At 49.1% G+C, this 13,359-nt stretch carries 9 protein-coding genes and 1 tRNA gene; 2 read left to right on the forward strand and 8 right to left on the reverse strand.

Going from position 1 to position 13,359, the window contains the following annotated elements:
- Positions 1–369: 369 nt before the first annotated feature.
- Entirely contained in the window at positions 370–561 is a 192-nt protein-coding gene (locus ABJV08_RS01710) for an SOS response-associated peptidase family protein (protein WP_348039100.1), read from the forward strand.
- A 330-nt stretch (positions 562–891) separates the two neighbouring features.
- The gene (locus tag ABJV08_RS01715; protein ID WP_348039099.1) at positions 892–2,454 is read left to right on the forward strand and encodes a hypothetical protein; all 1,563 of its coding nucleotides are present in this window, start codon (positions 892–894) and stop codon (positions 2,452–2,454) included.
- Positions 2,455–2,721: 267 nt separating this feature from the next.
- Here the strand turns inward: ABJV08_RS01715 and ABJV08_RS01720 are convergent, their stop codons facing one another.
- The 8 genes from ABJV08_RS01720 to ABJV08_RS01755 all read right to left on the reverse strand — a co-directional run bounded on the left by ABJV08_RS01720 (position 2,722) and on the right by ABJV08_RS01755 (position 13,321).
- The gene (locus tag ABJV08_RS01720; RefSeq protein WP_348039098.1) at positions 2,722–4,884 is read right to left on the reverse strand and encodes a DUF262 domain-containing protein; all 2,163 of its coding nucleotides are present in this window, start codon (positions 4,882–4,884) and stop codon (positions 2,722–2,724) included.
- A gap of 289 nt (positions 4,885–5,173) precedes the next feature.
- On the reverse strand, positions 5,174–8,674 hold the full coding sequence (locus ABJV08_RS01725) for a DNA methyltransferase (protein ID WP_348039097.1): 3,501 nt from the start codon (positions 8,672–8,674) through the stop codon (positions 5,174–5,176).
- A gap of 144 nt (positions 8,675–8,818) precedes the next feature.
- Positions 8,819–9,028, reverse strand: coding sequence for a hypothetical protein (locus ABJV08_RS01730; protein WP_348039096.1), 210 nt, complete (start codon positions 9,026–9,028; stop codon positions 8,819–8,821).
- A 329-nt stretch (positions 9,029–9,357) separates the two neighbouring features.
- A complete protein-coding gene (locus ABJV08_RS01735; RefSeq protein WP_348039095.1) occupies positions 9,358–10,092 on the reverse strand; it encodes a hypothetical protein in 735 nt (244 codons plus the stop codon).
- A 301-nt stretch (positions 10,093–10,393) separates the two neighbouring features.
- Positions 10,394–10,588, reverse strand: a complete 195-nt coding sequence (locus ABJV08_RS01740; RefSeq protein WP_348039094.1) for a helix-turn-helix domain-containing protein — start codon at positions 10,586–10,588, stop codon at positions 10,394–10,396.
- Positions 10,589–10,706: 118 nt separating this feature from the next.
- On the reverse strand, positions 10,707–11,828 hold the full coding sequence (locus tag ABJV08_RS01745; RefSeq protein WP_348039093.1) for a hypothetical protein: 1,122 nt from the start codon (positions 11,826–11,828) through the stop codon (positions 10,707–10,709).
- A complete protein-coding gene (locus ABJV08_RS01750; protein ID WP_348039092.1) occupies positions 11,825–13,057 on the reverse strand; it encodes an integrase arm-type DNA-binding domain-containing protein in 1,233 nt (410 codons plus the stop codon). Before ABJV08_RS01750 ends, ABJV08_RS01745 begins: the two co-directional genes overlap by 4 nt.
- A 177-nt stretch (positions 13,058–13,234) precedes the next feature.
- A tRNA-Leu gene (locus ABJV08_RS01755) sits at positions 13,235–13,321 on the reverse strand.
- Positions 13,322–13,359 lie beyond the last annotated feature (38 nt).

A 13,359-nucleotide genomic window follows, 5' to 3' on the forward strand; every position in this document is an offset into this window, starting at 1 on the left:
TCACTTGACCGTATTTTGAGGTCATTTCGAACAAATAGATGTACGATCGAAAATATGCCTCTGAAGAGCTTACATGGGTCGAGTATCGAGAGATGCTCGATATCACGACGCCGCTCAAACCTAACCTCCACCCGAACTACAACATAGCTCGAACACAGATCTTGCCGGTAGCCGTCAATGAAAGCAACGAGCATTTGTTGAAACCCATGCAATAGAGCTTAATCCCAACATGGTCGAAAGATCCAACTCGATCCTATTCATTGTTCAATGCCCGGGCAGAGACTCTAATAGAAAAGCCGTCGTTCAAGAACCTTCTCAAGTCATGTCGATGCGCAGTGTTTGTTTCCGGTTTTCATGAGTGGGAGCGGAGTGGCAAAGCCGAGCCGGTTCACCGTGTCCAACGCCGATGGCAGGCCGATGATCTTGGCCAGGCTATGGGCCGACATTGGATTTCTGGAAACGACAACCTATTCTATCATCACGACAGCTGCGACAAAAGCCTTTGAACCAATCCACAATCGCTTGCCAGCGATCCTAGAACGCGAACAGGTTTCGACATGACTTCACGGCGGCTGGAATGATGCTGAGCTAATGACACAATCTCATGGTTGTGATTTGGATGTTGTGCCGACTAGCAATAATGTCGGGAATTTTCGGAATAACTATGATGAACTTTTAGATGCGATTTAGTCACCTACCGTTTGGGAATCAGTTTGCGTTCGCAACATCCCGAAAGCGGAAATGCGATTTTGGTTTCTGTCTTACGTGAATTGTATCGTGATCGCTTCTCTCACCCGTCTTCGAGCAATTTGGGCGGCAAACTTGCGATGCATCCAGGAAAGATATCAAAACAATCAAGCGTGTATGCATCAAGTCTGATAGGCTTTAAAAATGACCAATACTGCTCGACAGAATGAAGATCCGGACCGGCTTAGAGCCAAATTGGCAACTTCACTTTCGTTTTCGGACGATGTCCGGTTTTTTCGCCTAATCTGGGCGTTGAATGCGCTTCAAACCGGTCGTGTCGAAGAAGCGCGCCCATTCCTAGCTTCCTATCCACAGGAGGCTGCAACCGAAGGGATAATAGGAAAGCACGCCATCTACCCTTGGGAGCTTGAAACTCTAGCAAACGAACTGCTTACAACCCCGAAACACGCCTACTACCGCTTCTTCGATTACAGCTCTTGGAATGCGATTAGTGAGACAGTTAATCTCGTGCGAGAGCTTTCAGGCGCAGAATACACCGCTAATCCCGATAAGCCGCACATCCTAGTCGAGATGGGTCGAATTGGAGCACGGCAGTTTCCTTGGCAACGTGGCTTTTTCGGCATTCCGCAGATTTATCGAAATACGTTTATTTATGGTCAAGGCGAGTGCGCAAATTACCTTAATGAAAACTTCCAACTTACAGCGTTTGACATGACGCTTGTTGGATTTGCGCTTACCAGTGTTTTCTATGCAAGCCCAGCGATCCACCCCGCCGATGATCTGCACTTGATTCATGAGTTCGGCATTGATGCCGATACGCTAGCGCGCGCTATAGCTCGTATCTCATGTCCGCTGAGTGACCTAAGGTACGACGCTACGCAACTTCGCAACACTGACGCCGAAATAGCCTACAAACCGAGTATTTTCCGACAGTATCCATGTGTCCACGTCGGCCATCGTAATCGAACAATGATCGCGCCATTGCCAGATCTAATAATGGACCGCGTAACGAATGGACTCTTCTATGATGTTATTGGCGGTGGGGGTGCTGTCCGCGAGGAGATCGGCCAACGCTTTGAAGAGTACAGCTTGACTCTTTTGCGTGGAATGCTGACAGACGCAACATTCGAACCGGAAGTCACCTACTCAACGCAACTAGGTCCGGTTGCCACGCCAGACATCCGAGTGCTCGCGGATGACGGAACAGTTCAACTAGTTATCGAGTGCAAAGCGTCTCGCATGAGCGTAAACGCGCGGTTCGGTGAAGCGCCGGAAGAGGATCGCGGTTACGAAGAAATCGCGAAAGGCGTCATGCAGCTTTGGCGATTCTTTGCCCATTGCGGAAAAGAGAATGGTCCCAATCGCCTCGTGGACAACCCTCAGGGTATGATCCTCACTTTGGACGAGTGGTTTGCGGGACGCGCAACTGTTATTCCTGAGATTATGGAGCGAGCCGGTGAACTCGCTGATGGCAGCGCACATCCTATTTCGCTGGAAGACCGACGATCTGTAGCCTTTTGCACGGTCTCAGAACTTGAAAGCGTATTGAAGACAGCAACGATTGCTTCACTGCTTGAAACGGTAGAAATCGGATCAGGTGATCGCGCTGGATGGATTTTTTCGACGCTTCATCGAGAAGCCAAAGCCGAGAAGACAGAACAGAAGGAATATCCTTTCGAGCAAGCGCTCGGCGAACTCCTTCCATGGTACGCCCTCCTCGGCGAACTGCGCGACGACGAAAATTGATTTCAAGACCGAAACACGGATTTCAAAATCACTCGCATCCCGCGATTTACTGCTCCTCTTGTGAACTTGCGGATCACGCGTTCATACTTCGCCTGTGAAAGGCATACCGAATGCGGACATCAGCTAGCTGGTGGTTTTTAAGCTCGTGAACCTATCGATTTATACAAATCAATTAGAACGGCAACGAGACAGTCACCAACAATTTCCATCCATTGCACTGCCCTTATTTCCGTTGCTCGTTACATTTTTATCGTGACGATCATCAGGTCACCGTTTCATTACCTCAAATCTTTTGGCCAAAAATGAAGGTACTTCTCTCAATGGCATTTCGGGTGAAGAATTGCCGCTACGAACATATAATTTGTCGGCCTCCACTCCTTTTTTGTCTTTTATCGAGAGGATAAGCGGCTCATCGGCGGGTCGAACATCAATTTTACAAATCTCAGTTCCATCTACTTCGGGGAAAGAGACCCTTAGTTTTGTACCCGAAAAGATTTGCCCAAATGCCTCAGAGAACAAATTCCGCAAGTGAAGCTCAAAGCGATCATTGTCAGCATCACCCAAGCAGGAAAAATCCTGGTCCAACCCAACAGCTACTCCAGCATCTGATACTCCAATTAGTAATGTCCCACCTTCATAGCTATTAGCAAACGCGGCCACAGTCTTAATGACAACAGCTTCCATCACCTTGTTGACCCGGCCTTCGGTGACATCCCAACGCAACGTCTGCTTGAATTCGAGTTCGGCACTTTCTCCTTCGGTAATCATTTCCTCGAGAGTGATTGGTGCATTAGGCACTTCGGTCTCAGTAATAGAAGAAAGAAACGAATTTAGTTCATTCGCAAGCAAAGCACGGCGAGCCCTTAAGAACCCCTCGTAGTTTTCTACAGCCCAAAGATCTGTATCGATTGGAATACACTGCTTCGACAATGCATCGGGGTTTCGATCCAGTATTTCACTTAAATACTCCTGCGCCGTCGTTGCACTCTTTGCTCGATTTGCAGTTTGCGTCAGGATCGCACGATTTGTCAGCTCCTGAGCTAACGAGTACTTAATGCGGTTTTTGACACCATATCCAGCTGCTTTGAGCTTGGAAAACGGAAAAATGTGATCGTTTTCTAATGAGTATTTTTTACCCATTGGCTGACGCAATCTGACACCTGTTGTTAGACAATAAGCGTCGCGGCTTTTAAAATACCAACGCATCATAGCGTAGAGTGGATGCGAAATAGTGCGCCCTTCGAATTCTTCAGGTAAAATTTCCAGCGATCGTTCATCTTGGATTACCCGCAGCAACTCATCAAAAGGCTGCGGTAACTCATTGACTATTCGCAAATCACGGTCCAATTTCTGCGGTAGCTGACTGATATATCTTGTACGAATTTGTGAGTAATAAAACCACTTAACAATTTTACGAATTTCTAGCTCACTAAGGTGCTCAACTCCTGTTTTTGCGTCTGCTTTTTGAAAGCAGTAGGCAATTATCGGAATCAAAGCATAGACCGAGTTTATCTCAACTGAATGGTCTACGAAAGCGTGCGATTGCATGATGTTTGCGACGTAATCGAGGATGCTGTGTTCCAGCCGTTCCCATGCATCTCGTATAGGAACATTGTTCGCATCGTCATGCAACAACGCCATATTCGAGCCCGAATGATGAACGCATGCAAGTAAGGCGTAAACAATAAAATCAAGCTTGAATACGAAGCCTCTTGCCTCAAGTTCGACAAGTTTCTTTTTGAATATATCTCGCGCTTCCGGCCAGTATCCCGAAATCTGAGCGAGGGCGAGTTCCGCTTCAGTGAGTGAAACGCCGCCAGAATTGACCTTGTAAAATATGTCGATAGCCTGACGAACGCTAGCTTTAACCGGGATCGTCTGCTCGGGGAAATCCCAGTTTAAAATACTTTCAATACGCCTAATGTTTCCTGAAACTAGGCGTGCAAAGTCTTTGGTGACGTCGGCGCCTCGTGTTTCTAGACCTTTCAGTATGTCTTGATCCCAGACTTCATCTTTAAATATCGCCGTGATGTTTTGCCAAAGTGGATCATTTTCCATCTTCAGTTTTTTGTAATATTCAAGCTCAAGTGTTTCTACATTTACATATAGTCCGCGTGTGTCATTCAAAATCTCAGGCGCGGTATAGTAAGGTGGCAAATTTCCTCTGACCAACATGTAGAGTGTCGTCAATCGCTGTTGCCCGTCTAGTAAAATACGAACCGCTCCTTGCTCCTCGGTATATTTATGCGGCCCCTTGAGTTGTGGAGGAGTGTTGGTTTCCCATGTAAGCATGGTACCGGTCGGGTATTCTTTGATCAACGAATCGATCAGCTGTTTAGCGTCGTTACGTTTCCATACATATTCACGTTGAAATGCGGGCACGAAGAGTTGGTTATCGTCAATCTTGTCTAGTGCTGTAGATATTTTCATCCATGCTCTCTCTAATTATATGAAAACGCTATGTGGTACCGGCTGGCTATTCAAACATTGGGCCCGGAGAAGTCTCAATCTTCGGTCGATGATCGCCAAGAAGCCTTTCAACTAGAGATTTTAACTCTTTGGCACGCCCGGTCTTCCTGCTACCCAGTTCGGCAAGAATCGAAGTCAATTCCGAAGCATCCGCACTGGAATTGTTAACGTACTTTTCAAGTTCTTCGATCAATATGTGCCCGAAAGGGCGCCCCGACCTACCACCACTACATTTCAACAGAAAATCCCATCACGCCGCATATCTCCCATCCTTGAGCCGCCGAGCCATTCCGATACCGGTCAGCGCATCCAGCACCGGCCGGACAGTCGCGGCGCGTTTGCCTTTGAAGCTTCGCGCGATATCTTGCGGGGCAAGCGGAGTACCGGCTTGGGTGAGAATGCCTTGCACTGCCCTGACTTGTTCGGGCAGACTTTTGGGCCAGGGGATGGTATTGTCGGGCAATACGGACGTAGCTTCGCCAAAATCCATCGCTTCGTTGAACGGCGCTTTGTAGCCGGGGTCCTGATACTCAGGGCGCGGATAGCGGATCAGCCCGCGTGCCTCCTCGGCGACCCGTTCCTTGTTGAGCGCCAACAGCCGCGAGAGGATTTCCTCATTGGTAAGCGCTCCCGCCGCATGGTCCGCACCCCAGCCATAGGCCTGCGCCACCAACGCATCGATGGCATCATGATGTTGCCGAATGAGCGTGACCAGCCCGCGGTCATGAATGTCGCGCTCGACATCGGTCAATGCCGGGCCGCCCCTTTCGGCAGCGCGGCGTGCTTCTAGCACATTATACAAATCAGTTAACGTAATGTCCTTGTTCTGTGAAAGAACACGTTTCCTCAAAACATCTAAATTTTCCGCCTCGGCACGAATTTCATCTTTGAGCTCTCTTCCAATATCAGCGGGATACGGAAACTTTCCAAAACAATGTGGGTGATTGTAAACTGGATCATTGCCTACGCCTTGACGCCCTCCAGTCGCGTCAGCCCATGCAACATGGATCGCACTCGACAATATTCCAAGATCGAATGCATCAGACAGAGCAAGAACACGTAGTTTCTGATCGGGTAGAATGGCTTCTTCTAAAAAGCTAAACAACCGAAATTTCGATGTTTCTGTAGTCGCTATATAGCGACCCAGTTCCTTCAACGCTGTTCTCATCTCAACTCGGGCCTCACCAAACCGCCACCAGAATGACCTGTGATTTTCGCGCTCCGCTGTATTTCTATCGGACTTCACATTATCGAAAAGATACTGATAAGTATGAGGGTATTTTGCCCTTAACTCGCTCTCGTCCAATGTACTTACATCAATAATAAGACTTGATGACACGTTGTCAGTTAGATCAGATCCTCCAATGTAGGCCCGCAAATATGGCGACTCATCCAACTCGTCAGCTACATCCGGATATTGTTCAGTTTCCAACCTGAAACCTAATCCAACAGGAATCACTCCCATGAAAGCCAAGCCAGCATTCGACTGCAACTTATTCGCGGTCGTTACGTCAGGTCCGACTGTTAAATCAGAATTGATGATACCACGGCGAGAGTTGAATTCAGGTATGGAAAATCCATCATTCGATCTTGGCTCTGCCGTCACTTCCATTATATTGCCAGCAGTGATCTGATTACTGACAACCGTCATTGAGACTCTAACGGAAGCGTTGGTTTCTTCATCCCGCCAAGGGTGATCGGGAATCGCAAAGTTTATAATCACCGGGTTTTTAGCACCCATGTGTCCCGCCATAACTTTACGGTTAGTAATCTGTTTTATGCTATTCGTTGATACTAGACCGAAACGTTGCATCGAGCCGTTCCTGATCAATTGCGCGCATCGATCCCACCAATACATTACTAGATCCACATTGCCCGGCACGTGTTTCCATGCAGATCTAAGGGTCTCGACATAACCGTCACCTAGCCGCACCCTCATGCGCTTGTTACCAATAAACGGAGGGTTACCGACTATGAAGTCTGCCTTGGGCCATAAGGCCGCCCGTGCATTAATGTAGCTATAGATTTCTACCCTAGAGTTTTCATCAGGTACTTGTTTTCCAGTGACGGGGTGTTTTATCTTTGCCTCCCCGTCCCATCGGGTAGTGGGCTTACCTTGTTCATCGCGAACCAACAATTTTTCATCATAGTCGATCAGAGCATCGCGGTTTTCGATTGTGCGAATATCCTTCAGGATCGGCTCGGGCGGGCTGCGGTCCTTGCCGTTCACGCGGAAGTGCCATTGGAGATAGCCGATCCACAGCACCAACTGCGCAATCGCCGCCGCGCGCGGATTGATCTCTATGCCGAGGAAGTTTTCCGGGGTGATCGTGTGGCCTGAGAGTTCGGCGAGATATTGCCGGTCGCCCAACTCCTCGAGCAATTCGAGCACCTCGCCTTCCAGTTCCTTCATCCGCGCCATGGCGACATAGAGGAAATTGCCGGTTCCGCAGGCGGGATCGAGCACCTTGGTCTGTGCCAGCTGGCTGTGGAAGCCTTCCACAACGGCGCGGGCGGCGTCGATCTTGTCTTCGCCCATCAGGCTTTCGACCGCGCCGCGCACCCCGTCCCAATCGGCGCGCAATGGCTCCATGATGGTGGGCGCGACCAGCCGCTCGACATAGGCGCGCGGCGTATAATGCGCGCCCAGCTTGGCGCGCTCTTTCGGGTTGAGCGCACGTTCGAGCAGGGTTCCGAAGATCGCGGGTTCAACCTCGGTCCAGTCTTTCCCCGCTGCCTCGATCAATACTTCCAGTTCGACCCGCTCCAGCGGCAGCGCTTCGCGCGATTTGAACAGATAGCCGTTGAAATGTTTGACCGGTATGCCGAGCGAGGGGGCAAATTCACCCTTGTCCATCGCGGTCCATAGCGCGCTCAGCTGGTGGTGTAGATGTTCGGGATGATCAAGCTGACCCTTGAGCAGTTCGCTGAACGAGCCTTTGGGTAGCAGTACACCAGTATCTTCGGCGAACATCGTGAACAGCAGCCGCATCAGGAAGCCGCTGACGCTTTCAGCATTGTGCCCGCGCGCTTCCAGCCGCTTGGAAATAGTGGCGAGGTAATCCGCAATCTCGCGCGTCGCCTTGGCCGCACGAGTCGAGGGATCGAGCGCCCTGGGATCGGTCCAGATCAGCGTCAGGCGATCGCGCACGTCCTTGTCGTGCAAATCCTCCAGCATGATACGGTAGGATGAGCGATCTGGGAACTGGGCATAAGCTTTCCCGGTGCCAGTGAAGTCTGCATAGACATCGATGCAATAGCCGATGTCGGTTACCAAAAGGATTGGGGGCCAACCATGTTCGTGAGGCAGAGCCTTCGCATAGCGCTCTGCTTGTCCTTTTGCTTGCAACATCGCGCGGGTCCAACTTGGCGTACCCCGCTTGGCCGTGCCTCGTTTAACCCTAGTGGTCGCGGTCTGACCGAAGAAATCGAGATCTTCTTCACCGCGATTCGCTGCCGCCCGGTCGCCCTCACTACCCTGCTTCGCTTCTAGGATGAAGCAATCGAGCTTATAGCAATCAATACGCCCGAAACTTTCGCTGCCATCGCCGTTATCCTGATAGACACCGCGTTCAAAAACATAATTGTTATGCTCTTCGATCTCTTTTGAGCCATCAGGTGATGGGACGTCGAGTAGAGCACAAAGGCCGTTAATGAAGCTCTGTGTATTGGCAAGCTCAGAGCCGCCAGTTTCACGCCAAGCTGCGATGAACGCATCGATTGATTCAAACGGCATCTCGGATATGGTCATACACCAGCTTTAAACATTGGATACACGCACGAGCAATCAAGAAAGCGTCATTAATTGGAATTTCGGTACATTAATACTTCAAGTATGCATGTGAAAAGACAATATTCTAGGAAACGGCAATCGAAAAATTTGGCTCCACAATAGTTATCTACTACGCTCACTATCGCTAATTGCCTTGATTACAGCGGCTGAACATCCAAACATGGCCGAAACCAAAACAAGCACGGCTACCGCAAACCAAACCGCTGAGTTCGATTCAACGGCAATAAATATCGCCAAAAGTGCCGAAGCAAAAATCAGCCATGCGTATATTGCCATTCGTTTTTCCAACGGCACCTTTTGATCTTCATCCATAGATTACTCCCAAGTTCGATTTTCCGGCTGGAGCCGGGTGGTTCGTAACGTGCGAACTCAGGTAAGCACGCCCCACGTATTCCCCGTGAGGGTATTGTATTTCGAGGGCCGCCCGACATAAGCGGACCTGAGTTCAGCACGTTTGTGCATCGCTGAGACTTACGAGATCTGAGCGATGTGCTCTGGGTAGTTGATCGTTGATATTTTGTCCATTGCAGAAGCTAACCATTGTTCTCGGTAAATCGTGAATTCACTGAACTATCCATATTTGGACAACACTCCCGTTGGCCCGTGAAAAAGCAATTGAGACAGAATTTGAGACAGAGCGATCAACTAGATTGGGCTGCTTTCGATCTTCTTCGCTGCCACCGTCCAACCCGCTTACCAATGACCGTGCCACAATCGACGTGACGACGAGTAATCCCTAGCAAGCGCAATTTGTCGTTGCTGGCGCCTTTGAGGACATATCCGACCACAATATTGAGATTGGTTCGATGTTTTGATGGATTCCTCTGAAAAGTTTTCAAGGTTCCGCCAATCCGACTGGTGTGAATTCGGCCTTTGGTTTTGCGAGGTTTATAGGTCTGGTACTTACGCGCGATTTGGTTGAGCCAGTGATATTGGCGTCTACGCAGCAATGGAGCGAATTCAGGGGGCACATGCATCAGTATATGGACATGAGTGCCGCCTCCAGCCGGGTTTTCGCGTACCCAATTCCAGACTAATCTCTCGCCTTTGCGTGCCAACCAATCCCGGTAACTTTTCATGAACTGGCCTATTGCTTGAACTGCATCTTCATCCTCAATACCCATTGCGGCAAGATTGAGAGTCTTGTGAACATTAGGTGGTCTTCCACAATCAATTGCATCTTCGATCCCTGATAGAAATGTTCTGGCTTGAGTCACCGAAATCAAGTCGCTTGTTCGATTAGCAAAATTTCGAGCCCCTCCTCTTTTGGATTTGATGACTGGTGATACAGGAGACGCTAACTCTGGTTCTATATGGGCTCGAAACCCAACAGGCCTCAAAACATCGGAACTCTCTGAATTTACAAGCTTTCTCATATATCGTCTCACAGAATTTGTAGTAAGTTTCAAAACCAATTTATTCTAGTTTTGTGCTCGCAAAAGGGTTCGGAGAATGACAATTTCACTTCCGAAACATGAGTGGTTTTTCATGTAGATGTAATTTCGCAGTCCTTAGAGAAAGGCTCCACTTGTATGGAACACGGCTCTGTCACCATTGGACCTAAACTTACTTGTCAATTTTGATGTAAATGCTAGATTCCTGACATTGGTGATGCTGGCAGGCCTCGCTTCTAATAGCCCCTCGACCGTTGCACCGGTCGAGGGGTTTCTATTTGGCCTATTGAGCACCGGCCAGCTCCCCTTCACTAGTAGGTAATGTATCTAGCCAAGCGTCCATATCATTTCTGGATATCCGGCTGGCACGCCCGATTTTTCGCAGCTTGATGCGTCCACCTGCGATTTCTCTGTAGATGGAACTGATTGAGATGCCATATTCTTCGCTGCATTGTCGCAGAGTTAGAAGTTTTGTCATGATTACTCTTCCTCGGTTGAATCAGGCGCCACGCGAAGTGGCTTGGCGCTTCAAGATTTGAGGAGAAGTATCGAACGATGAATAATGCGTCAGCCAATTTGGCCAATAACCTCAAAGATTAATGTTTGGATTTATTCTGCTTGAACATAAGTTCAGCGACGTCCACTTTCTCTTTTATCATGCCTTCCGACGGTTCTTTATGCCAATTGATTGAGCACCAATCAGCCATTTCGCGAACACAATCGGCCTTCATCCAACCACGCCCAAATCCGCCACGATGACGAATCTTGTCCGTAGCGACCTCAAGGAACTCGGACCAATTGTAACTAGGCGGACGCCCTCCTTTGTCGCCTTTGGGTAAAAATAAGTCGGTGGTTTGCGAGCGGCTGAACAAGATGCTCCCAGGTCCATTTGCGGATGAAAGGCGAAACTCTTCAAGCTTGAAACTGAGCGCGATATCGCGCTCTAGCAGACTAGAATCTTCCCTCTGCAAACAGATCAAGTCTTTCCGATCGACACTAGATATTATTTGCTCAAGTGCTTCTGACAAACAACTACATTTTTCCCAGGCTTCAAATTCAGGGAACTTTGCAGAACCGCATCCACAATGTTTTGTTGCTGTGACATGTCTTAGCCAACCCACTGCTCTGATTTGCGCATGTTTCTGTCTAGTCTTTAACCTTGCAATCCCTGCTTCATCGAGAGAATTTGCGTAGCGATAGCCTGGTCTAGCCACTTTTGCTGCAGCTATTGATCTCCAAGGATCATCGCAGGAAATTTGAACGACCTCATGATAGCTTCTTGTCGACACCCAAGCTAGCACCTGAGCTAAGTTCCACTTAGTTACTAACTTTTTAACGTTGTGAACCATTTGACCGTTCAAAACTTGATTGGTTGTCGGCCGGAGGTAGTTGGTCAACTCCTTTCGTCTCAGCAGCATGCCTCCGTTGTAGATATATTCTCGCCATCTATCGCGAAGTTCCGGATCTTGTAGATTTTCCAATACGGCTGGAGATGGTGTTCGGCCACCCTCGCCAACAATCCAAGTTTGGTCGACGTCGCTATTTTGAGAAAACTTTGGATTCGGATGATATGGTGATGGCGTTTTCGCAGCCATTTTTATGCTGGATGCCTGTATCGCTCTAATTATTGCCTCACTTGCGTTTTCATAAGATCCAAAAACGGGCTGCAAAACTTTAGCGGCACGGCGAAATGACAGTGAAGACTGTCGTCTTTTCAACGCTTGCTGTCCTTTAAAGCTCGTAAGCGCACCACTTCACCGCCATCTCTTAGCTTATCCAAATAGTCGCTCCACCATTGCGCCATTTTGACCCGCTCTTCCCAGTAGTTTCCTCTGCTATAGGCACCTCGTACCGCATCACTGTCACCATGTGCCAATGCTCGTTCGATCGCATCCGGTTGCCATTTTCCACTTTCGTTAAGTAAAGTTGAGGCTGTTGCTCTCAGGCCGTGGGCGGTAATTTCATCCTTTCCGAACCCCATACGCCGGAAGGCTACATTGATTGTATTTTCACTCATCGGTCGAGATGGTGTATAAAAGGATGGAAAAACATATCCGTCACCGCCAGTTAGTGACTTCAGTGAATTCAGATGTGCAAGAACTTGTTTGGATAACGGAACAGCATGGGCCCGCCTGGCTTTCATTTTGCCGGCCGGAATATTCCATATCGCTGAATCAAAGTCGAATTCGTGCCATTCGGCATGTCGCAATTCTCCCGGCCGGACAAAAATGTGCGGTGCGATTTTTAATGCCAACACCGTAACCGGATTACCCTCATAAACATCTATCGCTCGCAACAATTCACCGAACTTTCCGGAGTTCAAGATTGCAGCATAATGTCTAGCCTTTGGCGTCACCAATGCGCCTTGCAACGCGGCAGCGGGGTCCACTTTCCCTCTACCGGTCCATATAGCATATCGAAACACCCGGCTGGCAAAGGAACGGCACTTCTTCGCCGTTTCGTGTATGCCTTGAGCCTCAAGTTTCTTGAGCGCCGCAAGTAACATTTGAGGGTCAACATCGGAAACGGGCATGTCGCCAATCGCGGGATCGAGAAGCTTCAGGAACCAGCGTGCCTTAGAAACAGTGGTTTCAGCTCGTCCCTCTTTGACCAATTTGGTTTCGATATATTCTTGCGCGATAATTGCGAATGTATTGCCCGAACTAAGTTTCGATAGGGCTTTTAGTTTTTTCCGTTCGACGGCTGGATCTATACCATCTGCGATCTTCGCCCTTGCTTCGTCACGCAATTGCCGCGCCTGTGCCAAACTGACCAAAGGCCATGAACCCAGCGCGAGCCTCTTTTCCTTGCCTACCATACGGAATTTCAGACGCCACAGCTTCGAACCATTGGGAAACACTTCTAAGTACAGACCATGGGAGTCCGATTTTCGGTACGGTTTTTCAGATGCCCTAAAAGCTTTTATTTCTGTGGCAGTCAGACTCATTTGGGGGCATGACCTTCCCTCAAACGAGCAGAGAAGAGCCGCAATGCCCCCAAGCATGCCCCCAGAAAACCTGGATTGTTCAGATTTAACATGATCCACCCCGCCACAACCAGACACGATTAGTGACAGATTTACGAGGGTTATACAAGCTCTGAGGTGCGTCTAGCTATGTGCTAATGGTGCCCAGAAGAGGACTCGAACCTCCACATCCTTGCGAATACCAGCACCTGAAGCTGGCGCGTCTACCAATTCCGCCATCTGGGCCCATGAGGTGGCAATCATGTCATTGCCGCCTGATAGAG

Origin of the sequence: Parasphingorhabdus sp. (assembly GCF_039982395.1) — a bacterium.
Lineage (GTDB): Bacteria > Pseudomonadota > Alphaproteobacteria > Sphingomonadales > Sphingomonadaceae > Parasphingorhabdus.